Genomic DNA, 22,667 nt, shown 5'->3' with positions numbered 1-22,667 from the left:
GGGGCGTCACACTGGGCCACGTGGTGAGACATGTCATCGCCCTCGACGTGGGCGGTACCGGGATCAAGGCCGCCCTCGTCGGCGACGACGGCGCGCTGCTGCACCGCGCCCGCCGCGCCACCGGCCGTGAGCGCGGCCCCGAGGCCGTACTCGCGGGCATCCTGGACTTCGCCGACGAACTGCGCGCCCACGGCATCGAGCGGTACGGCGAACCCGCCGGCGCGGCCGGCCTCGCGGTCCCCGGCATCGTCGACGAGCGGACCGGCACCGCCGTCTACGCGGCCAACCTCGGCTGGCGGGACGTACCCCTGCGCGCGCTGCTCGCCGAGCGGCTCCGGATGCCCGTCGCCCTCGGCCACGACGTGCGCACCGGCGGCCTCGCCGAGGGCCGGATCGGCGCCGGCCGGGGCGCGGACCGGTTCCTGTTCGTGCCGCTGGGTACCGGGATCGCCGGCGCCATCGGCATCGACGGGCGGGTGGAGTCCGGCGCACACGGCTGCGCGGGCGAGATCGGCCACATCGTCGTACGCCCCGGCGGGGCCCCCTGCCCGTGCGGGCAGCGCGGCTGCCTGGAGCGGTACGCCTCCGCGTCCGCCGTCGGCGAGGCCTGGGCCGCGGCCTGCGGCGACCCGGACGCGGACGCCGTCGACTGCGCGAAGGCCGTCGCGTCCGGCGACCCCAGCGCCGTCCGGGTCTGGCAGGAGGCGGTCGACGCGCTCGCCGACGGTCTGGTCACCGCCCTCACCCTGCTCGACCCGCGGGCGCTGATCATCGGTGGCGGGCTGGCCGAGGCGGGGGACGTGCTGTTCCGGCCCCTGCGGGACGCCGTCCGGCGGCGGGTCACCTTCCAGAAGCCGCCCGCGATCGTCCCGGCGGCGCTGGGCGACACGGCCGGCTGCCTGGGGGCGGGGCTGCTCGCACAGGACCTGCTGACAGCCACTTCAACGACTTCGGAGGTAAGCACCTGATGGCAACCGAGCGGGAAACCCTGCTGCTCACCGGCGCGGACGTGGTGCTCCCCACCGGAACGGTGAAGGGCGGCCGGCTGGCCGTGGCGGCCGGGCGCATCACCGCCACCCCGCCGGCCGACGCCAAGGTCCTCGACGTCAGCGGCCACTGGCTGGTGCCCGGCTTCGTGGACCTCCACAACCACGGCGGGGGCGGGGCCTCCTTCTCGGGCACCGCCGAGGACGTCCTCACCGCCGTCCGCACGCACCGCGCCCACGGCACCACCACCCTCGTCGCCTCCACCGTCACCGACGAGATGGACGTGCTGGTCCGCCAGGCCGGACTGCTGAGCGAGCTGGCCGAGCAGGGGGAGATCGCCGGCATCCACTTCGAGGGGCCGTTCATCTCCCCGTGCCGCAAGGGCGCCCACTCCGAGAGCCTGCTGCGCGACCCGGACCCGGCCGAGGTCCGCAAGCTGGTCGACGCGGCGCGCGGCAGGGCCGCGATGGTCACCCTCGCCACCGAACTGCCCGGCGGCCTGGACTCCGTACGGCTGCTCGTCGAGCACGGCGTCATCGCGGCGATCGGGCACACGGACGCCGGCTACGAGCAGACGGCCCAGGCGATCGACGCGGGCGCCACGGTCGCCACCCACCTCTTCAACGCCATGCCCGCCCTCAACCACCGCGCGCCCGGCCCGATCGCCGCCCTGCTGGAGGACGAGCGGGTCACCGTCGAGCTGATCAACGACGGCGTCCATCTGCACCCGGCCGCGCTGCGGCTGGCGTTCCGTCACGCGGGCGCGGACCGGGTCGCGTTCATCACCGACGCGATGGACGCGGCCGGCGGCGGCGACGGCCGCTATCTGCTCGGACCACTGGAGGTCGAGGTCAGCGGGGGCGTGGCCCGGCTGGTCGAGGGCGGTTCGATCGCGGGGTCCACGCTCACCCTGGACCGCGCGTTCCAGCGGGCGGTGACCGTCGACGGACTGTCGGTGGAGGACACCGTGACCGCCCTGTCGGCCAACCCGGCCCGACTGCTGGGCCTGGCCGACCGCGTCGGCTCCCTGGAGCCCGGCAAGGACGCCGACCTGGTCCTGCTGGACGCGGACTTCGCGCTCAAGGGCGTGATGCGGCAGGGCGAATGGGTGGTAGCGCCCCAACTGCCCTGATCCGTACCGCTGTCGGGGAGACGGCGGCCGACCCGCGCACTGGGCCGGCCGCCGTCTCTTTGGCATGATCGAGGCCCCGGAAACCGGTACAGGCACAGGGACTTCGAGGGAGGTCGGCCCGGGTGATCCTCACGGTCACGCTGAACACCGCTCTCGACATCACGTATCGCGTACGGTCACTGCGCCCGCACGCCTCGCACCGCGTCTCCGAGGTCGCCGAGCGGCCCGGCGGCAAGGGCGTGAACGTGGCCCGGGTGCTGGCCGCCCTCGGACACGAGGTGACCCTCACCGGGTTCGCGGGCGGCCGGACCGGCGAGGTGCTGCGCGAGCGGCTCGCGGACACGCCGGGCGCGGTGGACGCGCTGGTGCGGGTGAGCGGGGCGACCCGGCGCACCATCGCGGTCGTGGACGAGTCGACCGGCGACACCACCCAGCTGAACGAGCCCGGCCCGCAGATCACCCCGGGCGAGTGGGGCGCCTTCCTGGACCGGTACGCGCACCTGCTGCCCGGCGCCTCGGTGGTGGCCCTGTGCGGCAGCCTGCCGCCGGGGGTGCCGGTGGGGGCGTACGCCAACCTGGTCCGCGCGGCCCGGTCGGCCGGCGTACCGGTGCTGCTGGACACCAGCGGGGAGCCGCTGCGGCGGGGGGTCGCCGCCCGCCCGGACATCATCAAGCCGAACGCCGACGAGCTGGCCGAACTCACCGGCTCGCACGAGCCGTTGCGCGCCACCCAGGACGCCCGCCGGCGCGGCGCCCACGCGGTCGTCGCCTCCCTCGGCCCGGCCGGGCTGCTGGCCGCCACCCCCGAGGGCCGCTGGCGCGCCACCCCGCCCGCCCGTGAACCGGGCAACCCCACCGGCGCGGGCGACTCGGCGGTGGCGGGTCTGCTGTCCGGCTACGTGGAGAACCTCCCCTGGCCGGCCCGCCTGACCCGTGCGACCGCCCTGTCCGCGGCGACCGTACGCTCCCCCACAGCGGGCGACCTCGACCTCGCGGCCTACGGGACACTCCTGCCGCGGGTGTCGGTGACGGCGGCGTGAGGTGTGTGGGGGCCGCGCGGCGGGGACCGGTGGCGGCACTCAGCCGCTGGAGTTGACCCAGCCCTTGACCAGCCACAACTGGTCGATGAGGGCGTCGCACTGGTTGCCCTGCTCGCACGAGATCTTGATGGTGTTCCTGCCCTTGTCGAGCTGGAGCCAGTTGTAGGTCTTCGTCCAGCCGTTCGCGTAGTCGCCCTGGGCGGCGGACCGCCAGTTCCTCAGGTCGACGGGCCGGTCGGAAGCCGTGCCGTTGACCGAGATCGTGGCGGTGGCGTCCTTGCCGGGGACGCTGTACCCGACGTACACGCTGTACTTGCCGGCCTTGGGGATGCCGTCGACGGTCCAGGTGAGCGAGGCCCCGGTCTGGTTGAGGTTGGAGACATAGGTACCGCCGTGGCTCCTGGCGCCCTTGACACCCGAGGACGCCGTGGCGCCGCCCGCCAGCTGTACGGAGCTGTCCGCCGCGTCGACCTTCGGCAGCTCGCCGTTGGCCGCCGCACTGCTGCCGGACGGGCTCGGCGAGTGGTTCTGCGACTGCGTCGGGGTGGTGCCCGGCTGGTTGGCGGTGTTCTTGTCGTCGTCGCCGTTGAGCATCGCCACGCCGATGCCGATGACCACCGCGGCGACCACCGCGATGGCGCCGATCAGCAGGCCCTTGGTGTTGGGGCCGCGGCGGCCGGGCGCGGGGGGCGGGGTGCGGTGGCCGGGCGGGGTGGCGCCGGGAACGGTCTCGGGGGCCTGGTAGTGCGCGTTCGGCTGGTTGTAGGCACCCTGCTGGGGCACGCCCTGGCCGTACGTGGCCTGCGGCGGTGCCTGCTGTGCGCCGTAGGAACGCTGGCCGACCGCACGCACTCTGCTGACCGAGTTCGGGTAGCCGTAACCACCGGACGGCGGCTGGGCTCCCCGTGCCTGGCCGTCTGCGTACAGGTAGCCGAACGGGTCGTCGTCCTCGGGCGTGCTCGCGCCGTTGTCGCCGGGCGTCATCCCTTGGTACTCCTCAACAGGTGCGGGCGGATGCGGTACGGGTTGGAATGGCGAGCCTACCCGCTCTCACTGGCCCAAACGGGGGCCCCGGACCGCTTCACCCCGCTGACCTGCGGATCATCCAGCGCGGCGATGCTGTTTGGGACGAGATCGTTTCTCTACGTACATCCGCTCGTCAGCGGACTTCAGCACCTCGTCCGCCGTCATCCCGCAGTGGGCCCAGCCGATGCCGAAGCTCGCGCCCACCCGGACCGCCCGGCCCTCGGCGCGGATCGGCTGGATGATCTCGTTGCGCAGCCGTACGGCGAGGTCCTGGGCGTCGGCCCGGCCGAGGCCGTCGGCGAGGATCACGAACTCGTCGCCGCCGAGCCGGGCGACCGTGTCGCCGTCCCGGACGCCGTTGCTCAGCCGCCGGGCGACCTCGATCAGGACGGCGTCGCCCGCGTTGTGCCCGAACCGGTCGTTGATCGACTTGAAGCCGTCGAGGTCGCAGAAGAGCACCGCGAGGCCCTTGGTGCCGTCGTCGCGGCCCTCCTCCGGGGCGGCGGTGTGCACATGGTGGTCGTAGGCGTCGAAGCCGTCCGTGCCCGCCGTGAAGTCGAAGCCGTGGCCGGCCGGGAGGTCGAAGGCCGGGTGGCCGTAGGCCGCGTCCAGGGATTCGAGCGCGCCGGCGTGCGCCGGGCGTTGACAGAGCCGGGCCGACAGCCGCGAGCGCAGCTCGGCGGAGTTGGGCAGGCCGGTCAGCGAGTCGTGGGAGGCGCGGTGGGCGAGCTGGAGCTCGCGCCGCTTGCGCTCCTCTATGTCCTCGACGTGGGTGAGCAGGAAGCGGGGCCCGTCGGCGGCGTCCGCGACGACGCTGTTGCGCAGCGACACCCACACGTACGTGCCGTCCCGGCGGCCGAGCCGCAGTTCCGCGCGGCCGCCCTCCGCCGAGGTGCGCAGCAGGGTGCCGACGTCCTCGGGGTGGACGAGGTCGGCGAAGGAGTAGCGGCGCATCGCGGAGGCGGGGCGGCCGAGCAGCCGGCACAGGGCGTCGTTGGTGCGCAGGATGCGGCCGTGCTGGTCGCCGCCCATCTCGGCGATGGCCATGCCGGAGGGGGCGTACTCGAAGGCCTGCCGGAAGGATTCCTCGCTGGCGCGCAGCGCCTGCTGCTCGCGCTCCAGGCGGACGAGGGCGCGCTGCATGTTGGCACGCAGGCGGGCGTTGCTGATCGCGATGGCGGCCTGGAAGGCGTACATCTGGAGGGCCTCGCGGCCCCAGGCGCCGGGGCGGCGGCCGTTGCGCGGCCGGTCGACGGATATGACGCCGAGCAGCTCGCCGCGGTTGCCGCCCTGCACGCCGGGCGTGTACATGGGCGCGAAGAGCCGGTCGGAGGGGTGCCACTCGTCCTCGAAGCGGGGGGCGGGGCCGTCGGTGTACCACTGCGGGACGTCGTCGTCGTCGAGAACCCAGCCCTCGGTGTGCGGTATGAAGACGAGGTCGCCCCAGCGTTCGCCCATGTCCAGCCGGCGGTCCCAGGAGTCGCGGGAGCCGACCCGGCCGGTGATCAGGGCCTCCGCGGCGGAGTTGCCGGAGAAGGCGGCGACCACGAGATCGCCGTCCTGGCGGACCAGGTTGACGGCCGCCATCTCGTACCCGAGGGCTTGTACGGCGCCGTCGGCGACCGTCTGCAGGGTGTCCGCCAGGCTGCGTGCCGTGTTCATGTCGGCCATGACCTGGTGCAGCTGCCGCAGGGACGCAAGGCGGACGTACGGCTCCGACTCGGTCTCCATGCTCGCCCTCCCCCCGAGATCTCGCAGCGAATGAAGGGTTGTCCCGCCACTGAATCACAGCGCGCTGCCCACTCGGTACACAGGGTCAACAATTCCTGCCCCTTGTGACTCAAGTCACAGAGGAACGTGAACAATTGAGTAGAGTTTCTGCGTTTTGCCTGTGCGGTTTCTGAACACAGCGCGTGCGGATGTGCACACATACCGCACGGCTGCCGCACACCCGCGTGCGCCGCTGGTCCTAGGACCCGGCTCGGGCGGAGGGCCGATGCGGGCCGCGCGGGGCGGAGACTAGCGTTTCCGGCGTGCTGAAGACTCCCTCACCCACCACCCCCCTGCCTTCCGGGCATGCTGAGGGGGTGAGCAACGACGAGTTCCGGGCCGCGATGTCCCGGCTGGCCGCGGGCGTGGTGCTGGTCACCGCGCAGGAACCGCCGCTCGACCCGGACGACCCCGAGGCGCCGGGCGTGGAGGACGTCGGCATGACCGCCACCGCCTTCATGTCGGTCTCCCTCGACCCGCCGCTGGTCCTGGTCAGCCTGCGCACGGGCGCCCGCATGGACGACCTGCTGGACGAGCAGCCGCTGTGGGCGGTGTCCGTCCTCACCGAGAGCCAGCGGCACATCGCGGGCCGCTTCGCCATGAAGGGCCGCATCAGCGACCGACTGCTCTTCGAGGACATCCCCTACGTCCGCGGCGAGGCCACCGGCGCCCCCCTGGTCGGCGGCGCGCTGGCCACCCTGGAGTGCCGCACCGAACAACGCGTCACCGCCGGCGACCACACCCTGGTCATCGGCCGCGTCCTCACCGCCGGGGTACCGAGCGCGGAGGGCGGCCCACTGCTGTACTTCCGGGGGCGGTACCGGCACGTGGGGTGAGGCGGGGGCGCCCGGGCGACCCAGGCCGGGAGGACATGGCAGAGCGCCGCGCCCGGCTAGCCCCAGTTAGCCCCAGTCGCGTCCCGAGCGGCCGCGCTTGGTGTCCGCGCGCTGCTTCTTCTCCCGCAGCCGGCGTTCGTTGATGCCGCGCGGGATGCGGGTCGGCTTGCGGGGCTTCGGCGGCGGCGCGCTGGCCTCCGCGAGGAGCGCGGCGAGGCGTACGGCGGCGGCCTCCCGGTTGCGCCACTGGGAGCGGTGCTCCGAGGCCCGTACCGACACCACCCCGTCGACGAGGCGGCCGGCCAGCCGCAGCAGCGCCCGCTCCTTCCACACCGGCGGCAGCGCCTCGGTGCGGGCGAGGTCGAAGCGCAGCTCGACCTGCGAGTCACTGGTGTTGACGTGCTGCCCGCCGGGCCCCGACGACCTGGAGAAACGCCACATCAGCTCGGCCTCGGGAAGCGAGACGGAGCCACGGATGAGATAGGGCCCGGACATGCCCTCCATGTTCCCGGCCCGGCCCGCCCCACGTCACCCGGATTTCCGATTCGGTAAAAAAGGTAAAGGGATCCGGAACCACGGGGACCCCCCTCGACGTTGTCCCGGGTAACGGTAGCTTCGTCCGCACAGAGTGCACTGATATGCACGGGTATCCAAGGAAGGGACTCCCAACATGGCTGTAAGCCTGTCCAAGGGTGGCAACGTCTCGCTCACCAAGGAGGCTCCGGGCCTGACCGCCGTCACCGTGGGCCTCGGCTGGGACGTCCGCACCACCACCGGCACGGACTTCGACCTGGACGCCTCCGCCATCGCGGTGAACGGACAGGGCAAGGTCTACTCCGACGCCCACTTCGTCTTCTTCAACAACAAGCAGACCCCGGACAACTCGATCGTCCACACGGGCGACAACCGCACGGGCGAGGGCGCCGGCGACGACGAGGCGATCAACGTCAACCTGGCCGCGCTCCCGGCCGACATCGACAAGATCGTCTTCCCGGTCTCCATCTACGACGCGGAGAACCGCGGCCAGAACTTCGGCCAGGTCCGCAACGCCTACATCCGCATCGTCAACCAGGCCGGCGGCGCCGAGATCGCGCGCTACGACCTGTCGGAGGACGCGGCCACCGAGACGGCCATGGTCTTCGGCGAGCTGTACCGCAACGGCGCGGAGTGGAAGTTCCGCGCCGTCGGCCAGGGCTACGCCTCGGGCCTGGTCGGCATCGCCCAGGACTTCGGCGTCAACGTCTGACAGCCGGCCCGGGCCCGAAGGCCTCCCGGTGTCCCCCGGGGGGCCTTCGCCCTGTGCGGACGCCTCCGGCCGGCACCCGCCCCGCCCGCCTGCGCCGCCCGGCCGTCCTCACGGCCGGCCCGGGCGGCCGTCGCCGTACAGCCAGTCCCTCCAGATGGCACCGAAATCCTGGTGCGGGGCCTTCTTCTCGACGTACGCGGTGAAGTCGGCGGTGCTCACCGTGCCGTGGCGGTGAGCGGCGGCCCAGCCCTGGATGATGTCGTAGAAGGTGGCGTCGCCGACCTTCTGCCGGATCTTCTGCAGGACCATCGCACCCCGCTGGTAGACGGGGCTGTCGGAGATGTGCGCGGCGCCGGAGGGCTTCGCGGGCGGGAAGGCCCAGACGGCCTCGTCGTCCTCGTCGTACACCTCGGTGAACCTCTCCTGGGCGCTCTTGCCGCCGTGGTCCTCCTGGTACAGCCACTCCGCGTAGGTCGCGAAGCCCTCGTTGAGCCACATGTCCCGCCAGCTCGCGGGGGTGACCGAGTCGCCGTACCACTGGTGGGCGAGTTCGTGCACGAGGGTCGAGGTGTCCAGCTGGTCGGCGGGGAAGACGGGCCGGTTCTGGGTCTCCAGCGCGTAGCCGGCGTCGCCCGGCCGGTCGACGATCGCACCGGCCGAGGAGAAGGGGTACGGCCCGAAGTTGTACTCCTCCCAGTCGAGGATCTCCGGGATCTTCGCGAGGACCTTCCTGCTCGCCGCCGCCTGGGTCGGGTCGACCGCGGTGACGACGGGCAGGCCGTGCGGGCCGGTGGTGCGCGCGATGTCGTAGTGCCCGATGGCGACGGTGGCGACATAGCTCGCCATGGGCTGGGCGGTGTGCCAGTGGTAGCTGGTACGGCCGCCCTTCGTGCGCTGGTCCGTCAACTCACCGTTGGAGACGGCCTGGAGGCCCTTCGGGACGGTGACCGTGATGTCGTAGGCCGCCTTGTCGGAGGGGTGGTCGTTGCCGGGGAACCAGGCCATGGAGCCGACGGGTTCGCCGAGGGCCAGGGCGCCGTCGGCGGTGGGCAGCCAGCCCTCCTTGGAGCCGTCGGGGTCGGTGAGGGTCCGCGGGGTGCCCGAGTAGCGGACGGTCGTGCGGAACGTCTCGCCCGCGTCGAGATCGTCGTGCGGGCGGACGGTGAGTTCCTGGCCGGCCCGGCTCCAGCGGGCGTCCCTGCCCTCGACGCTGACCGAGTCCACGCGCAGCCCGGCGAGGTCCAGGTCGAACGCCGACAGGTCCCGGGTGGCCCGGGCGGTGACGACCGCCGTGCCGGTGAGCCGGTGGGTGGCCGGGGTGTAGTCCAGGGTGAGGTCGTAGTGCCCGACGTCGTAACCACCGTTGCCGGCCTTCGGGAAGTACGGGTCGCGGACGCCGGAGCCGCCCGGTGTCCCCCGCACGCCGCCGTCGCACGCGGTGCCCGTGAGCGCGAGGGCGAGCAGGCAGGCGAGGGCCGGGACAAGGCGTACGGATCTGGACATGTCAGTGATCTTAGGCGGGCCGGACGCACCGCGGACAGGGCCGCCGGACCGGCGTGACACCATCTCCCCCGTGCTCGACATCGGCTACGCCCTCTCCAACCGGTTCCCGGACCCACCGCAGACCGACTACCGCCGCGCGGACGTCCGCGCGCTGCGCCACGACCTGTTCTGCGGGGACGTCTATCTCGCGGACACCAGGACCGACCGGGAACTGTCCACAGCCTGGGGATGGGTGCCGGTGCTGGACTTCGCGTGGGCGCTGTGCGACATCGCGGAACGGCTGGACCGGGACCCGATGGGCTCCCGCGCCGCCCGGCCGCAGCGCGCCGAGCTGGACTTCACCGAGTCCACCGACCGGATGCTCTTCGAGCGCCGCTTCGGCTGGGTCGACATCACCGCCGACTGGGTGCCGGCCGAGGAGTCCCCGCTGACCTTCTCCCACACCGAGCTGCGCCGCGAGGCCCGCGACTTCCTGCACGACCTGCTCGCCGACCTCACCGACCTGCACGAGGACCTGGCGGAGAACCCGGCCGTCTGGACCCTCCAGGCCCGCTTCCCCCGCATGCCGTAACCCCCCTCGGCCTCACTGCCGTAACCCCCTCGGTCTCAGCCCTCGACCCGGATCCCCAGCGCCGCCGCCAGCGCCGGCGCCAGGTCCAGCAGCTGACCGGTGCTGATCACCGCGCCGGACAGCCGGTCCAGACCCCGGGTGATCTCCAGCGGGGCGGCCCCGCGCAGGTCCACGTCCGTCAGGGTGGCGCCGCCGAAGTCGGCCTGCCTCAGCGTGCAGCCGGTGAACTCCACCCGCTCCAGGTGCGCACCCGCGAAGTCCGGCTCGACCAGGACACACGAGTCGAAGACGACGTCCTTGAGGCGGGCCTCGCGCAGATTCAGGTAGTCGATCTTGCCGCCGCGGATCACCACCCGCTCCAGCACCGCGCCGTGCAACTGCGTGCCGCCCAGGCGCGCGTCGACCAGCTCCACATCGCGGAACGTGGACTCGGCGAACCGCGTGCCCACACCGCGCAGCCCCGTCAGCACCGAGTCCAGCACTCTGGCCCGGCCCAGCGCCGTACCGTCCACCGCGCAGCCCGTCAGGGCGCAGTCCATGAACCGGGCCCCCGACCCGTCCTGCCCGCCCAGGTCCAGCTCCCGGAACTCCAGCCCGTCATAGTCGCCGTCCGGCTCCAACTCCCCCTGCGCCCAGGGCTCCAGCGGCGGCAGCCGCACCTCCGGCCGCCGCGCGCCCCGCACCGCCCCCCGGCCCGCCGGCCGGCTTCCCGTCGCTCGCCTCGCCATGCCCCCATGCTGCACCCCACCACTGACAATCGCCCCGACCTGGTCCGACGCCGGCGACAGCCGGGTGTCAGCCGGCCGAACCCAGCGCCGCCAGAGCGGTGTCCGTGAGGCGGTACACCGTCCACTCGTCCTGCGGGCGGGCACCCAGCGCCTCGTAGAAGCCGATCGCCGGCCGGTTCCAGTTCAGCACCGACCACTCCAGCCGCTCGTACCCCCGCTCCCCGCAGATCCGCGCCAGCTCGGCCAGCAGCGCCCGCCCGTGTCCGCCGCCGCGCGCCTCCGGCCGCACATACAGGTCCTCCAGATAGATGCCGTGCACCCCGCGCCACGTGGAGAAGCTGAGGAACCACAGCGCGAACCCGACCGGCTCCCCGCTCTCCTCGTCCACCGCCAGGTGCGCGAACGCGGCCGGCCGCCGGCCGAACAGCGCCTCCCGCAGCTGCTCCTCGCTCGCCCGGGCCTCCTCGGCCGCCTTCTCGTACTCGGCCAGCTCACGGATCAGGGTGTGGATGACAGGGACGTCGTCAGGGGTCGCGGCACGAATCATGCGGCGAGGGTAACCGGCCCCCGGGCCCGGCCTCAGTGCCGTCCCGCCACCCGGTCGGCCGCCTTCGCCAGCCGTGACGACTCCGCGCCGGGCCGCAGGCGCTCGCGCCGGTCGGCGGCGCGATAGGTGGCGTACATGCCCTGCACGCCCAGCCAGCGCAACGGCTCCGGCTCCCACTTGCGGACCTTGTGGTTCACCCAGGGCAGATCCGTCAGCTCCGTCCGGCCGCCCTGCCCGGAGTCCTGCTGGACCAGGTCCCGCAGGGTCCGGGCGGCCAGGTTGGCGGTGGCCACACCGGAGCCGACATAGCCGCCGGCCCAGCCGAGCCCCGTGGCCCGGTCGAGCGTCACCGTGGCACACCAGTCGCGCGGCACACCCAGCACCCCCGACCAGGCGTGCGCCACCCGCACCCCGGCCAGCGACGGGAAGAACCGGGTCAGGATCTCCCGCAGCGCCTCCACGGTCGCCGCCTGCGTCCGGCCGTCGTTGTCGGTACGCGAACCGAACCGGTACGGCACCCCGCGCCCGCCCAGCGCGATCCGCCCGTCCGCCGTGCGCTGGGCGTACATGTACGCGTGCGCCATGTCCCCCAGCGTCTCCCGGCCCGCCCAGCCGATCGCCGCCCACTGCTCCTCGGTCAGCGGCTCGGTCGCGATCATCGAGGAGTTCATCGGCAGCCAGGTCCGCCGCTGCCCCCTGAGCGAGGCCGTGAAGCCCTCGGTGCAGCGCAGCACGTACGACGCCCGGACCGTCCCGTAGGGGGTCACCGCGTGCCGGGGGCGGATCTCCGTCACCGGCGTCGACTCGTGGATCGTGACGCCCAGCGCCTCCACGGCCGCCGCGAGCCCCTTGACCAGCTTCACCGGGTGCAGCCGGGCCCCGTGCGGGGTCCAGGCCGAGCCGACCGCGTCCGCGATCCGGATCCGCTCGGCGGTCTCCCGCGCGCCGAACAGCTCCCGGTCCTTCTCGCCGTACGACAGCTCGTGCGCGTGGAACGCCTTCAGCCGGGCCAGCTGCGCCGGGGTGGTGGCCACCTCCAGGACACCGCCCCGGTGCACGTCGGCGTCGATGCCCTCCGCCTCGGCGACCGCGACCACCTCGGCCACGGTGTCGTTCATCGCCCGCTGGAGCCGTACGGCGGCCTCGTGGCCGTGCAGCCTCGCGTACCGGTCCCGGCCCGCGATCCCGTTGTACAGCCAGCCGCCGTTGCGGCCCGAGGCTCCGTACCCGCAGAACTTCTGCTCCAGCACGGTGATGCGCAGGAAGGGCGCGGCCTTCTTCAGGTAGTACGCCGTCCACAGGCCCGTGTACCCGCCGCCCACGATCACGACGTCGGCGGACGCGTCCCCGGACAGCGGCTCCCGCACCACCGGAAGACCGTCGTCCGCGTACCAGAAGGAGACGCCGCCGTTCACGACACTGCTCACCGAGCTGCTCATGGCCGGGACGTTAACCCCTGAGCCCGGCCACTGTCTCCTTCGGATTCCGTGCTTTTCCCCGCCCCCTGACCAGCGGATAGCAGGCGAGACCGATCAGCACCGCGACGGCGTGACCGAACTCGGTGAAGGTCGGCCCGGCGGCCAGCGGCAGCCCGAACACGACCAGCACCGCCAGCAGGTACCCGTACCGCCAGGGCGCCGCGAGCCGGTAGGTGAACACCGCCACCACCCCGGCCAACGCGTAACTCACCCCGATGTCCAAAGTGTTCACCGCCGAGTGCGGGGCCACGCCCCGGCGGATCGCCTCCAGCAGCACCCCCTCGCTGATCAGCGAGGCCAGCACGTGCGCCAGCACGCACACCACCAGCCAACGGACCGTACCCAGCCAGCGCTCGGCCGACGCGTGGAACACCGTGTACAGGAAGGCGTACGGCATCCAGTACCCGCTCTCGATCCACATCGCGCTGGCCACCAGCGCCCGCACCGGATTGCGGGACAGCTCGTGGATGTTCGTGGACCGGCGCCGCAGGAAGTGCTCCTCGAACCCCGGCGACATGTGGTGCAACGCCACCGTCGTGACGAACAGGACGGTCAGCCACACATACGTGCCGGGAGCAGCGCGGACGTACGCCCACACCGCGCGCAGACCCCGGACGATTCGCATGACCCGATTCACGCACGTCGGTATCGTCCGCCGCGTGATCGACATTCCCGGGGCGCTGGCCGAGGCACAGGAGACGTACAACGGCGCGGCGGGGCGGGCGTTCGTCGCCGCGCTGCCGGACCTCGCCGCCCACTTCCTGCACCGCTGGCGGCTCACCCTCGACGGGCCGTCGATGCACGGCGTCAGCGCCCTGGTCCTGCCGGTGGTCCGCGCCGACGGCCACCGCGCGGTCCTCAAGCTCCAGCTCCCGGACGAGGAGAACGAGGGCGAACCGGTCGCGCTGCGGGTCTGGGACGGCCAGGGGGCGGTACGGCTGCTGGACCACGACCCGGCCACCGGCACCCTGCTCCTGGAACGCCTGGCCGAGTCCAGAATGCCGGCCCACGCCGACACCCGCGAGGCCGTCCTGGTCATCGCCCGGCTGCTGGCCCGCCTCACCTCCGTCCCCGCCCCGCCCGGGCTGCGCCGCCTGGGCGACATCGCCGAGGCCATGCTGGAACGGACGCCCTGGGCCCTGACCCGCATCCCGGACCCCGAGGTCCGCCGGACCGTCGCCGACTGCGCGTCCGCCCTCCGCGAGGTCGTCGCCGAGCCCGGCGACCGGCTGCTCCACTGGGACCTGCACGCCGAGAACGTCCTCGCCGCCGACCGCGCCGACTGGCTCGCCATCGACCCCAAGCCCCTGGCCGGCGACCCCGGCTTCGAACTCTGGCCCGCCCTGGCCAACCGCCACGACCCCGCCGAGACCCGCTGGCGCTTCGACGCGATGACGGACGTCCTCACCCTGGACCGCGCCCGAGCCCGCGCCTGGACCCTGGCCCGCCTGCTCCAGAACGCCCTCTGGACCACCCGGGCCGGCCGGCTGCCGCCCCCGCACCACCTGGAGATCGCCCACCTACTGAGATGAAAAGCCCAGGTGGGACATTCCATCCGACGTGCGGGTTCACAGGCAGCATCGGCAGTAGAGGTGGGCGCCTACCGTCCGCGCCCGGAACGCCAGGGCTTTGAACGTGGCGACCGTGTCCTTGGCGTCGAGGTAGTCCGCGAAGTCGGCCTCCTCGATCTCGTACCACTGTGCCGCCACCATCGGGACGGCGTCCTCGGGGAGGGCGGCGAGGACGTCCCGCCAGCGATCGGGGAGTTGCTGGAGGACCAGGCCTGTGTCCCAGGGGGAGTCGGGGGCGGTGGGACCGCCCTGAGGGTACGGCGGTTCGGGCCAGACCAGTTCCGGCGTGTCCCGCTGATCGGCGAAGGGTATGCCCTCGGCGTAGGCGACCAGCCGGCCCAGGACGACGTTCGGGTCCAGGCCCTTCGCGTCGATCCAGTCCGCGCCCGTCTCCTCCAGCGACGTCCCGCGGAGCCAGTCGCCGTCAGGTCCGACGGCCTGGTTCACCGCCGTGGTGTGGTCGATCGCGTGAAAGTAGTCGTACAGCACACCCATGTCGGTCTCCGTCGTTCACCGGGTCCTGGGCTCCAGTAGAGCAGGCAGCACTGACACCGGGCCGACGAAGTCGCCTCCCCAGCATGACAGGGGAGTCTGCGGGCGCGATCTCCTGGTCTCGTTCCACGATCAGCCCGAGCAGAGATGAGCTGAACACTGCGACTCCTCGCCGACCCTCCACCGGCTCACCACCGGCCCCACCGACCGGCGGGACTGGTGATCAGTGCGGCGCGACCGGTGGACCGCCCAGTTCGTTGATGAGGCGTCGGTACGTGTCGAAGGCCGGCTTGGGGGTGTAGTCGTCGTGCAGCAGGCCGAAGCGGTGGAAGAGCCCCTCGGCGGTGCTGTCGGCGTCTCGCAGGGCGAAGAACGAGTATCCGTCGATGTTCAGTGGGGCCGAGAGGGCCGCCACGGTCCGTACGACCGTTTCGAGGACCGCCGCCTGTCGTTGCTCGCTGCGGCCCGGGCCGGTGGGCCAGCCGTTCTCGCAGACGCGGATCGCGACGCTGCCGGGGATGCCGGCCCTCTGCAGATCGGTGCGCCGGAACGCGGTGAGGACCGCGGTGACCGCTTCGGCCAACTGCTCGGCGGCGAGGGGACGGAACACGTCCGGGAAGAAATCCAGACCGACGTAGTCCAGGCTCTGCCGGAAGCGGTCGTCGGCCAGGGCACCGAGCCTGGACCAGAAGGTGTCGGCCGGATCGAAGGTCGGCACGGCGTTGAAACCGACCGCCACACCGCGGCCCAGGGTCCGCGCCTCCTGCTTGGCCGCGACCACCCCCGCGACGAGCGCGTTCACCACGTTGGGAATGCTGCCGTCGACCACGGGCAGGTCGGCGTTGGGCTCTTCGCAGATCTGGACGGATGCCAGATGCGGCCCACCGGCGCGGACGGCGTCGCGAACGAACTCCGGCCACCCCTCCAACTCGCCGGACGGCTCACGGAACTGCAGTACAAGGTCCAGCTTGCGGCCCCGCTGGAGATACCTCGCGGGATCCGCGGGCGTGGGCGGCTCCAGCGGCGTCACGGTCGCGGCGAACGAGCGGTAGGCCCGCACCGACAGGCCGGCCGTCTCGCCCTGGAGCGTGTCGAGCGCCTCGGTGATGCGGTCCGGCACGTCCGGGCGGACCGGGTGGACGATGCCCTGGTCGCCGCCCAGGATGCCGCCGGGATAGATACCGAAGTGCAAGGTCATGCCGTACCCCACCCCAGAAATCTTGGAGTCACTGCAAATTTGTGGTGACACTATCATCTGGGCATGGGCCTTCGAGAGACCAAGAAGCAGCAGACCCGTACGGCGATCGCCGACGCGGCCCTGCCCCTCTTCCTTGAGCACGGCTTCGACCAGGTCACGGTCGCCGAGGTGGCACGACACGCAGGCGTCTCCACCAACACCGTGTTCAACTACTTCCCCACCAAGGAAGACCTCTTCTTCGATCGCCAGGCAGAAGTAGAGGGCCACCTCGCCACACTGGTACGCGACCGTGTACCCGGCGCCTGCCCGGTGGAGACCATCCGCGACGACCTGCTGACCGCCCTGCGGCGCGAAGACCCCGCACTCGGGTTCCACTCCGACGCGCCCCGGTTCTGGCAGGTCGTCCACGACAGCGCCGCACTGCGGGCACGCGAACGCGAGATCAGCGAACGCGCCGAGGCCCTGCTGGCCACCGCCCTAACCGAACACCCGCCGCACACCTCCGCCGGACGGGGCCAGGGCGACCACCCGATGCTCACGCTCCTCGCAGGGGCCCTCGCCGGCACACACCGGGCCGTCCTGCGCGAACTGCGGCGACGCATCCTGTCCGGCGAACCACCCGCCGACGTCCGCGACAGCATCACCACAGCGGCAGCCCAGGCATTCGACCTGCTCTGCTCCGGACTCCACGCCGGCGCCGACCGGTCGATCGTGAGTGACCGCCCCGGTTGATGTCACCCGTGGATGCCGAACGCCCCGGACCGATCTTCGGCCGGGGCGTTCACGCTGTTCAGCGTCAGAGCCCCCTGTCGGATTCGAACCGACGACCTTCGCTTTACAAGAGCGGCGCTCTACCAGCTGAGCTAAGGAGGCACCGCGTACCACGACGCCGTACGCGGGGCGGCACCACTGTACACAGAGCCGGATTCCCCAAGCCACGAAGTTCCGCACTCCCCGCGACCGGAACACTCTGCGGGCCGAGCGCGACGAACCGGTCAGTTCAGCCAGAACCCGGTCCGCCGCAGCCACAGGTCGAGCAGGGGGCGCTCCCCCCGGATCTCCAGACGGTCGTGGACGGGCCGGCCGTACATGAGCAGCAGCAGGTCGGCGAGCGGGCCGCGCACGTTCACCGCCGCCGGCCCGTCGCCGTGCTCCCAGCGGGGCCCCTCGGGGCCGAGGCCGACGAACCAGCCCGGCCCGGAGCGGTCGGTCGGTGTGAAACACAGACTGCGCCCCTCGCCGAGCAGCGGGACGTCCCCGTCACCGCCCTCGTACGCCTCGGGCAGCAGCCCGAAGCCCATCCACACGTCGAGTCCGTGCCGGGCGACGGCCGGGTCCAGGGTGCGGGCCGCGCCGACGGTCCAGGCGGCGTCGGCGCGGTGCACCACGGTCTCGAACAGCGCGTGCCGCGCCCAGAACGCCACCGGCTGGTCCGGCATCGGCGTCCATACGCGCACGTCCTCGCCGGCGTCCGCGAACGCCTCCGTCAGCTCCCGTGCCCCGTCGGCCAGCCAGCCGCCGAGGATTTCAGGGTCGCGGTCGTCGTAGCGGAAGACGTCGTCGACGAGATCGTGCGGCACCTCGGCCGTGGCCCGGGTCCGCACGACGGTCTCCACCCACCGGAACACGCCGCCGACGTGCCGCACCAACGAGCCGAGGTTCCAGGCGGGGCAGGTGGGGACGGGCGCGGCGAGGTCGGCGCCCCTCAGGAGCGTGCGCAACCGTTCGGTCTCGTCGAGGATCGCGTCGCCATACCGGTCGAGGCTCCAGTGCGTCATCCGTTCACCCTACGGAAGGTCCCCGACGGGAAGCCCTCGAGCACCGTCATCCGTGCGGTGCTCCGCCCCGCTCGAGAACTTCCGCGAAGTTCACCGGGGCCGAAGTGCTGACACGGCCGGTGGGGGCCGGGTACCGTCCTGACCCAGTCCACCGCGGTGGACTACACCAACCACCTTCCTACAACGGATCGTCCGGCACGTTCCTGCCGGTAGAAGGGGGCCCATCACCATGGCCACAGTCACGTTCGACAAGGCGACCCGGATCTACCCGGGTTCCACCAAGCCCGCCGTCGACGCTCTCGACATCGCGATCGAGGACGGCGAGTTCCTCGTCCTGGTCGGACCGTCGGGTTGCGGCAAGTCCACCTCGCTGCGGATGCTCGCGGGCCTGGAAGACGTCAACGGCGGCGCGATCCGCATCGGTGACCGCGACGTCACGCACCTGCCGCCCAAGGACCGGGACATCGCCATGGTGTTCCAGAACTACGCCCTCTACCCGCACATGACGGTCGCCGACAACATGGGCTTCGCGCTCAAGATCGCCGGCGTCAACAAGGCGGAGATCCGGCAGAAGGTCGAGGAGGCCGCGAAGATCCTCGACCTCACCGAGTACCTGGACCGCAAGCCGAAGGCGCTCTCCGGCGGTCAGCGCCAGCGTGTCGCCATGGGCCGCGCGATCGTGCGTGAGCCGCAGGTGTTCCTGATGGACGAGCCGCTGTCCAACCTGGACGCCAAGCTCCGTGTGTCCACGCGGACCCAGATCGCCTCGCTCCAGCGCCGGCTCGGCATCACCACCGTCTACGTCACCCACGACCAGGTCGAGGCCATGACGATGGGCGACCGGGTGGCCGTGCTCAAGGACGGTCTCCTCCAGCAGGTGGACTCGCCGCGGAACATGTACGACAAGCCCGCGAACCTCTTCGTCGCCGGCTTCATCGGCTCCCCCGCCATGAACCTGATCGAGGTGCCGATCGCCGACGGCGGCGTGAAGTTCGGCAACAGCGTCGTCCCCGTCAACCGGGAGGCCCTGAAGGCAGCCGCCGACAAGGGTGACCGTACGGTGACCGTCGGCGTGCGTCCCGAGCACTTCGACGTGGTCGAGCTGGGCGGCGGTGCCGCCGCGACCCTGTCGAAGGACAGCGCGGACGCCCCGGCCGGTCTCGCCGTCTCGGTGAACGTGGTCGAGGAGACCGGCGCCGACGGTTACGTCTACGGCACCGTCGAGGTCGGCGGCGAGACGAAGGACCTGGTCGTCCGCGTCAACAGCCGTGCCGTGCCGGAGAAGGGCGCCACGCTGCACGTCGTGCCGCGGCCGGGCGAGACCCACGTCTTCTCCACCTCCACCGGCGAGCGGCTGTCCGACTGACGGTCCCCGGCATCGGCAAGGGCCCCGCGCGCTCTGCGTGCGGGGCCCTTCCCGTGCGGCCCCGCACGGTCGCGGTGCCGTGGCCCTCCAGGGCGGCGGACGTCAATCCGTTACCCAGAAAGGGGCGCGTTCTCATCCCCCGTAAGAGTGACGGAATGTCCGCGCGTCATTACCGGGCGCTACCCTCACACGCGTGAAGCACTCCACCACCCCTCAGACGCGAAGCGGCCACCGGGGCGGCCCTGCCCGCCGGATCGGCCGCACTCTCGCCCTCGTCCTGCCCGTCGTCCTGGTGCTCTCCGGGACCCTCGCGGTCACCCGGGTCAACTGGACGGGGAGTCCCTCCAGCTCGGTGCTGGCCGCCTCCGACGTCTCGGCGGCGGCGATCTCCGCCAGGACGGTCTCCCGCGCCCCGCAGGACGTGCTCCGCGACCAGTTGATGACCGAGCTGCAGAACAAGAACCCGGGGGTGGTCCTCACCCACCTCCAGCAGGCCGTCAACGGCCGTCCGTCGCTGGCCCGGCACTGCTCCTCCATCGCCCGCGCCCTCGGCCAGGCGGCGGTGCGCATCTACGGCGCCTCGCGCGCCCAGTCGTACGCCCGCCCGGTGTGCGACACGGCCTTCGCCTCGGGCGTCCTGGCCGCGCACAGCTGAGTCCCGGTGGGAACCCGGCGACGCGGCCTCCCTCACTTCGGCAACGGCGCTCCTTGAGTAGGTAACGGCCGGTCAAGGAGCGCGTTGCCGTCTCCGCGTGGCCGTGGGGGGCCACGTACAGTGCGGGCATGACCCATCCGAACGCCGCGTCGCGCCCCACTCAAGCCGTGGTCCTGGCCGGTGGCCAGGGCTCACGGTTGCGTCCGTACACCGACGACCGGCCCAAGCCGATGGTCGAGATCCCCGGCACGGGCACTCCGATCATCGGCCACCAGCTCACCTGGCTCGCCGAGGAGGGCGTGACGGACGTGGTGGTCTCCTGCGGCCACCTCGCCGACGTCCTGCAGAAGTGGCTGGACTCGGCCGACCTGCCCGTGTCCGTCACCACCGTCGTGGAGAGCGAGCCGCTCGGCCGCGGTGGTGGTCTGCGGTACGCAGCGGCGCGTCTGCCGCACCCCGACCGGCCCTGGTACGCCACCAACGGGGACATCTGGACCCGGTTCTCGCTGCGTGACATGGCCGACTTCCACACCGAGCGGGACGCGGTGGCCACCCTGGCGCTGGCCCGGCCGCGCATCCCGTGGGGCGCGGTGAAGACCGACGGGTTCGGGCACATCACCGACTTCATCGAGGCGCCGCCGTCGACGTTCGAGATCAACGCCGGTGTGTACGTGTTCTCGCCCCGGTTCGCCTCTCTGCTGCCCGAGCGGGGGGATCACGAGCGGACCACGTTCCCGCGGTTGGCCCGGGAGAAGAAGCTGGCCGGCTTCCCCATTCCGCAGGGCGCCTACTGGCGGGCGATCGACACCGCGAAGGACCTGACGGAGGCGGCCAGGGAGTTGGCGGCTCTGGGGCGCTAGCCCCCCCCGTGCGCCGGTCCCCGTGAGCAGCCCCCCGTGGCGAAGGGCCCCGCACCGTTCCCGGTGCGGGGCCCTTCGCCGTCGTTCCGTCCGGTCAGCCCAGCAGACCGCCCACCAGGCCCGGCTGGCCCGTGTGCGTGCTGCTGCCGCCCGAGGACGTGCCGCCCGAGGTGGTCGAGCCGCCGGTGCCGGTGCCGCCGGTGCTCGTCGGGCCGGCCGTCGTGCTCGGGGCGCCGCCCGTCGGGGAGGTGTGGCGGGGCGGGACCTGGCCCGTGGTGCCCTGGCTCTGGGTGGGGGTGGTGGCGGTGGCGCCGGCGGTGCTGCGGCCGGTGCCCGGGGTGGTCGCCGACTGGGAGGGGCTCGCGCCGGCCGTGGCACCGCCCGTCGGCGAGGTGGAGGCCGCCGGGGTCCTCTTGTGCCGCTGGCCGGGCTGCTGCGGGAGCGGGGAGCCGGGGAGGTGGTTGCGGGGCGCCTCGCCGGGGCCGGGGACGACCACGCGGCTGGAGTCGCGGACCGCGCCGCCCAGCAGGGAGCCGACCAGCAGGGTCAGGCCGACCGTGACGACCGTGATCAGCGCGCCACGGCGCAGGACGAAGCGGCGCAGGTCCCAGATGTCGGCGCGGGGGCCGAGCCGGCGCCAGGCGCTGCCCGCGAGGCGGCCGTCCACGGAGTAGACGGGGGCGCCGGCGATGATCAGCGGGGACCAGGCGGCGAGGTAGATGATGTCCGGGGCGTCGTAGGCCGGGACGGTCTTCCAGCTGACGGTGACGATCAGCGCGGCGGAGAGCAGGGCGCCGACGACCGCGGTGACGCGCTGCCAGCAGCCGAGGATGGTCAGGACGCCGACGACGACCTGGAGGAAGGCGATGACCAGGCCGGAGCCGACGGGGTGGTGCAGGGCGAACTGGCGCAGCGGTTCGGCGACGTCCCAGGGGTGCAGGGTGTCGAGCCACTTGACCATGGAGCCGCGTTTGCCGCCGTCGAAGTAGACGGGGTCGCACAGCTTGCCCATGCCGGCGTAGCAGGAGATGAAGCCGAGGAAGACGCGCAGCGGGAGGAGGACGACGCCGAGGTTGAGCCGGCGGCCGGGGTAGTAGGCGTGCCGGGCGGGGTCGTCGCTCTGGCGCCGGGCGGTGCGCGGGCCGTCGTGGCCGGGGCCGGCCGGTTCGGCGTAGCCGTCGTAGGGCCCGTAGCCGTCGTAGGGCTCGTGGCCGGCGTCGGGGTAGGGCGCGTCGTCGTAGGCGCCGGAGACCGTGCGCATGTGGGGCAGCAGGCGGGTGCCGTCGGCGTCGGGGGCGGTGCGCTGGTGGCCGACGACGGGGGTCTCGACGGTCTGGTCGAGCTGGTCGTAGGTGTCGGCGTAGCCGGTCTGCAGGCGCGGGATGACCTGGGTGGCGCCGGTCTCGGACTCGTCGGCGTGGCGGACGCTGCTGCCCCGCACGGCCTGGAGGAGCCGGTGGGCGCCGGTGTCGTCGGGGGCGGACTTGCCGCTCCACACGACCGGGCGGCGGCGGCCGGTGGCGCCGGGCCGGGCCGCCGTGCCCACGGCGGGCATCCGGGCGGCGTCCTGGCCGGCGTTCAGGTGCCGGGCGATCCGCGGGGATTGGGTGCGCTTGGCCGTCGCGCCCAACTGCACGCGGAAGCTGGCGTGATTGACGATGACCTGCGCCGGATCGCTCGGCACCTTCACCATGCTCAGCGCGGGAGCGTCGTCGAATCCCGACGAGCGGTCCCCCGTGGGTGTGCGGGGTGTTCTGGTGTCCACACTCATCTAACCGAGTGACGTGGCGTTAGGACACTGCTTTGACCGGGCGGATGTGTCCGGACCCCGTCAAAGCGGCCTCGAACGCCACAGGGACGGCCGATTTCCCCCGCAAAGGTGG

23 protein-coding genes and 1 tRNA gene are annotated in these 22,667 nt (G+C 72.5%); 11 read left to right on the top strand and 13 right to left on the bottom strand.

What is annotated here, in order from left to right; all coding sequences use genetic code 11:
* The first annotated feature begins 23 nt into the window (after nt 1–23).
* From ACZ3ZD_RS00665 to ACZ3ZD_RS00655, 3 genes are all read left to right on the top strand, one after another.
* Nucleotides 24–968 (top strand): ROK family protein, encoded by a 945-nt coding sequence (locus ACZ3ZD_RS00665; protein WP_467393235.1) that lies wholly within the window; start codon nt 24–26, stop codon nt 966–968.
* Nucleotides 968–2,119: an N-acetylglucosamine-6-phosphate deacetylase gene (gene nagA / locus ACZ3ZD_RS00660; protein WP_467392033.1), complete on the top strand. Its 1,152-nt coding sequence runs from the start codon at nt 968–970 to the stop codon at nt 2,117–2,119. The genes ACZ3ZD_RS00665 and nagA overlap by 1 nt, the downstream gene beginning before the upstream one ends.
* A gap of 122 nt (nt 2,120–2,241) precedes the next feature.
* On the top strand, nt 2,242–3,159 hold the full coding sequence (locus ACZ3ZD_RS00655) for a 1-phosphofructokinase family hexose kinase (RefSeq protein WP_467392032.1): 918 nt from the start codon (nt 2,242–2,244) through the stop codon (nt 3,157–3,159).
* Between the two features lie 39 nt (nt 3,160–3,198).
* Here the strand turns inward: ACZ3ZD_RS00655 and ACZ3ZD_RS00650 are convergent, their stop codons facing one another.
* Both ACZ3ZD_RS00650 and cdgB read right to left on the bottom strand, forming a co-directional pair.
* Nucleotides 3,199–4,143, bottom strand: coding sequence for a CBM35 domain-containing protein (locus tag ACZ3ZD_RS00650; RefSeq protein WP_467392030.1), 945 nt, complete (start codon nt 4,141–4,143; stop codon nt 3,199–3,201).
* 117 nt (nt 4,144–4,260) lie between these two features.
* Nucleotides 4,261–5,916 (bottom strand): diguanylate cyclase CdgB, encoded by a 1,656-nt coding sequence (cdgB, locus tag ACZ3ZD_RS00645; protein ID WP_467392028.1) that lies wholly within the window; start codon nt 5,914–5,916, stop codon nt 4,261–4,263.
* Between the two features lie 302 nt (nt 5,917–6,218).
* Here cdgB and ACZ3ZD_RS00640 point away from each other — a divergent pair, with 302 nt between their 5' ends.
* Complete coding sequence (locus ACZ3ZD_RS00640) at nt 6,219–6,791, top strand: flavin reductase family protein (protein WP_467392026.1); 573 nt, start codon at nt 6,219–6,221, stop codon at nt 6,789–6,791.
* 66 nt (nt 6,792–6,857) lie between these two features.
* Here ACZ3ZD_RS00640 and arfB read toward each other — a convergent pair whose 3' ends face one another.
* Nucleotides 6,858–7,295, bottom strand: a complete 438-nt coding sequence (gene arfB / locus ACZ3ZD_RS00635; protein ID WP_467392024.1) for an alternative ribosome rescue aminoacyl-tRNA hydrolase ArfB — start codon at nt 7,293–7,295, stop codon at nt 6,858–6,860.
* A 166-nt stretch (nt 7,296–7,461) separates the two neighbouring features.
* Between arfB and ACZ3ZD_RS00630 the strand changes: the two genes are divergently transcribed.
* Nucleotides 7,462–8,037: a TerD family protein gene (locus ACZ3ZD_RS00630; RefSeq protein ID WP_031170907.1), complete on the top strand. Its 576-nt coding sequence runs from the start codon at nt 7,462–7,464 to the stop codon at nt 8,035–8,037.
* 108 nt (nt 8,038–8,145) lie between these two features.
* Here ACZ3ZD_RS00630 and ACZ3ZD_RS00625 read toward each other — a convergent pair whose 3' ends face one another.
* A complete protein-coding gene (locus tag ACZ3ZD_RS00625; protein ID WP_467392021.1) occupies nt 8,146–9,540 on the bottom strand; it encodes a M1 family metallopeptidase in 1,395 nt (464 codons plus the stop codon).
* Nucleotides 9,541–9,610: 70 nt separating this feature from the next.
* Here ACZ3ZD_RS00625 and ACZ3ZD_RS00620 point away from each other — a divergent pair, with 70 nt between their 5' ends.
* Complete coding sequence (locus ACZ3ZD_RS00620) at nt 9,611–10,111, top strand: hypothetical protein (protein ID WP_467393233.1); 501 nt, start codon at nt 9,611–9,613, stop codon at nt 10,109–10,111.
* A 35-nt stretch (nt 10,112–10,146) separates the two neighbouring features.
* On the opposite strand, the gene ACZ3ZD_RS00615 is transcribed toward ACZ3ZD_RS00620, so the two are convergent.
* The 4 genes from ACZ3ZD_RS00615 to ACZ3ZD_RS00600 all read right to left on the bottom strand — a co-directional run bounded on the left by ACZ3ZD_RS00615 (nt 10,147) and on the right by ACZ3ZD_RS00600 (nt 13,489).
* On the bottom strand, nt 10,147–10,839 hold the full coding sequence (locus tag ACZ3ZD_RS00615; protein ID WP_467392019.1) for a pentapeptide repeat-containing protein: 693 nt from the start codon (nt 10,837–10,839) through the stop codon (nt 10,147–10,149).
* 67 nt (nt 10,840–10,906) lie between these two features.
* Nucleotides 10,907–11,386 carry a GNAT family N-acetyltransferase gene (locus ACZ3ZD_RS00610; protein ID WP_467392017.1) on the bottom strand — a complete coding sequence of 160 codons (480 nt, stop codon included), beginning with the start codon at nt 11,384–11,386 and terminating at the stop codon, nt 10,907–10,909.
* A 32-nt stretch (nt 11,387–11,418) separates the two neighbouring features.
* Nucleotides 11,419–12,825 (bottom strand): NAD(P)/FAD-dependent oxidoreductase, encoded by a 1,407-nt coding sequence (locus ACZ3ZD_RS00605; protein WP_467392015.1) that lies wholly within the window; start codon nt 12,823–12,825, stop codon nt 11,419–11,421.
* 10 nt (nt 12,826–12,835) lie between these two features.
* Nucleotides 12,836–13,489 carry a rhomboid-like protein gene (locus tag ACZ3ZD_RS00600; protein ID WP_467392013.1) on the bottom strand — a complete coding sequence of 218 codons (654 nt, stop codon included), beginning with the start codon at nt 13,487–13,489 and terminating at the stop codon, nt 12,836–12,838.
* Between ACZ3ZD_RS00600 and ACZ3ZD_RS00595 the strand changes: the two genes are divergently transcribed.
* Nucleotides 13,488–14,396 (top strand): aminoglycoside phosphotransferase family protein, encoded by a 909-nt coding sequence (locus ACZ3ZD_RS00595; protein WP_467392011.1) that lies wholly within the window; start codon nt 13,488–13,490, stop codon nt 14,394–14,396. The genes ACZ3ZD_RS00600 and ACZ3ZD_RS00595 overlap by 2 nt on opposite strands.
* Nucleotides 14,397–14,432: 36 nt before the next feature.
* Here the strand turns inward: ACZ3ZD_RS00595 and ACZ3ZD_RS00590 are convergent, their stop codons facing one another.
* A complete protein-coding gene (locus ACZ3ZD_RS00590; RefSeq protein ID WP_467392009.1) occupies nt 14,433–14,930 on the bottom strand; it encodes a hypothetical protein in 498 nt (165 codons plus the stop codon).
* A 220-nt stretch (nt 14,931–15,150) separates the two neighbouring features.
* Nucleotides 15,151–16,125, bottom strand: coding sequence for a hypothetical protein (locus ACZ3ZD_RS00585; RefSeq protein ID WP_467392007.1), 975 nt, complete (start codon nt 16,123–16,125; stop codon nt 15,151–15,153).
* 63 nt (nt 16,126–16,188) lie between these two features.
* Here ACZ3ZD_RS00585 and ACZ3ZD_RS00580 point away from each other — a divergent pair, with 63 nt between their 5' ends.
* Entirely contained in the window at nt 16,189–16,857 is a 669-nt protein-coding gene (locus ACZ3ZD_RS00580; RefSeq protein ID WP_467392005.1) for a TetR/AcrR family transcriptional regulator, read from the top strand.
* A gap of 68 nt (nt 16,858–16,925) precedes the next feature.
* On the opposite strand, the gene ACZ3ZD_RS00575 is transcribed toward ACZ3ZD_RS00580, so the two are convergent.
* A tRNA-Thr gene (locus ACZ3ZD_RS00575) sits at nt 16,926–16,998 on the bottom strand.
* 122 nt (nt 16,999–17,120) lie between these two features.
* Nucleotides 17,121–17,903, bottom strand: coding sequence for a maleylpyruvate isomerase family mycothiol-dependent enzyme (locus ACZ3ZD_RS00570; protein ID WP_467392003.1), 783 nt, complete (start codon nt 17,901–17,903; stop codon nt 17,121–17,123).
* Nucleotides 17,904–18,132: 229 nt separating this feature from the next.
* Between ACZ3ZD_RS00570 and msiK the strand changes: the two genes are divergently transcribed.
* The 3 genes from msiK to ACZ3ZD_RS00555 all read left to right on the top strand — a co-directional run bounded on the left by msiK (nt 18,133) and on the right by ACZ3ZD_RS00555 (nt 20,784).
* On the top strand, nt 18,133–19,269 hold the full coding sequence (msiK, locus tag ACZ3ZD_RS00565) for a diacetylchitobiose ABC transporter ATP-binding protein MsiK (RefSeq protein ID WP_467392001.1): 1,137 nt from the start codon (nt 18,133–18,135) through the stop codon (nt 19,267–19,269).
* A gap of 193 nt (nt 19,270–19,462) precedes the next feature.
* Nucleotides 19,463–19,924 carry a hypothetical protein gene (locus tag ACZ3ZD_RS00560; RefSeq protein ID WP_467391999.1) on the top strand — a complete coding sequence of 154 codons (462 nt, stop codon included), beginning with the start codon at nt 19,463–19,465 and terminating at the stop codon, nt 19,922–19,924.
* A gap of 128 nt (nt 19,925–20,052) precedes the next feature.
* The gene (locus ACZ3ZD_RS00555; RefSeq protein WP_467391997.1) at nt 20,053–20,784 is read left to right on the top strand and encodes a nucleotidyltransferase family protein; all 732 of its coding nucleotides are present in this window, start codon (nt 20,053–20,055) and stop codon (nt 20,782–20,784) included.
* A gap of 94 nt (nt 20,785–20,878) precedes the next feature.
* Here ACZ3ZD_RS00555 and ACZ3ZD_RS00550 read toward each other — a convergent pair whose 3' ends face one another.
* Nucleotides 20,879–22,555: a DoxX family protein gene (locus ACZ3ZD_RS00550; protein WP_467391995.1), complete on the bottom strand. Its 1,677-nt coding sequence runs from the start codon at nt 22,553–22,555 to the stop codon at nt 20,879–20,881.
* Between the last annotated feature and the right edge of the window lie 112 nt (nt 22,556–22,667).

This window comes from Streptomyces sp. NPDC023481, assembly GCF_055560195.1.
This window is presented reverse-complemented; position numbering and strand designations above follow the sequence as displayed.

Excerpts from the sequence above, each read along its gene's own strand:
- ACZ3ZD_RS00595 (WP_467392011.1), top strand. The coding sequence starts at position 13,488 with ATGACCCGATTCACGCACGTCGGTATCGTCCGCCGCGTGATCGACATT.
- ACZ3ZD_RS00550 (WP_467391995.1), bottom strand. The coding sequence starts at position 22,555 with ATGAGTGTGGACACCAGAACACCCCGCACACCCACGGGGGACCGCTCG.
- ACZ3ZD_RS00555 (WP_467391997.1), top strand. The coding sequence starts at position 20,053 with ATGACCCATCCGAACGCCGCGTCGCGCCCCACTCAAGCCGTGGTCCTG.
- ACZ3ZD_RS00630 (WP_031170907.1), top strand. The coding sequence starts at position 7,462 with ATGGCTGTAAGCCTGTCCAAGGGTGGCAACGTCTCGCTCACCAAGGAG.
- msiK (WP_467392001.1), top strand. The coding sequence starts at position 18,133 with ATGGCCACAGTCACGTTCGACAAGGCGACCCGGATCTACCCGGGTTCC.
- ACZ3ZD_RS00570 (WP_467392003.1), bottom strand. The coding sequence starts at position 17,903 with ATGACGCACTGGAGCCTCGACCGGTATGGCGACGCGATCCTCGACGAG.
- ACZ3ZD_RS00625 (WP_467392021.1), bottom strand. The coding sequence starts at position 9,540 with ATGTCCAGATCCGTACGCCTTGTCCCGGCCCTCGCCTGCCTGCTCGCC.
- ACZ3ZD_RS00585 (WP_467392007.1), bottom strand. The coding sequence starts at position 16,125 with ATGACCTTGCACTTCGGTATCTATCCCGGCGGCATCCTGGGCGGCGAC.
- ACZ3ZD_RS00600 (WP_467392013.1), bottom strand. The coding sequence starts at position 13,489 with ATGCGAATCGTCCGGGGTCTGCGCGCGGTGTGGGCGTACGTCCGCGCT.
- ACZ3ZD_RS00610 (WP_467392017.1), bottom strand. The coding sequence starts at position 11,386 with ATGATTCGTGCCGCGACCCCTGACGACGTCCCTGTCATCCACACCCTG.
- ACZ3ZD_RS00615 (WP_467392019.1), bottom strand. The coding sequence starts at position 10,839 with ATGGCGAGGCGAGCGACGGGAAGCCGGCCGGCGGGCCGGGGGGCGGTG.
- arfB (WP_467392024.1), bottom strand. The coding sequence starts at position 7,295 with ATGGAGGGCATGTCCGGGCCCTATCTCATCCGTGGCTCCGTCTCGCTT.
- ACZ3ZD_RS00590 (WP_467392009.1), bottom strand. The coding sequence starts at position 14,930 with ATGGGTGTGCTGTACGACTACTTTCACGCGATCGACCACACCACGGCG.
- ACZ3ZD_RS00605 (WP_467392015.1), bottom strand. The coding sequence starts at position 12,825 with ATGAGCAGCTCGGTGAGCAGTGTCGTGAACGGCGGCGTCTCCTTCTGG.
- ACZ3ZD_RS00650 (WP_467392030.1), bottom strand. The coding sequence starts at position 4,143 with ATGACGCCCGGCGACAACGGCGCGAGCACGCCCGAGGACGACGACCCG.
- nagA (WP_467392033.1), top strand. The coding sequence starts at position 968 with ATGGCAACCGAGCGGGAAACCCTGCTGCTCACCGGCGCGGACGTGGTG.
- ACZ3ZD_RS00580 (WP_467392005.1), top strand. The coding sequence starts at position 16,189 with ATGGGCCTTCGAGAGACCAAGAAGCAGCAGACCCGTACGGCGATCGCC.
- cdgB (WP_467392028.1), bottom strand. The coding sequence starts at position 5,916 with ATGGAGACCGAGTCGGAGCCGTACGTCCGCCTTGCGTCCCTGCGGCAG.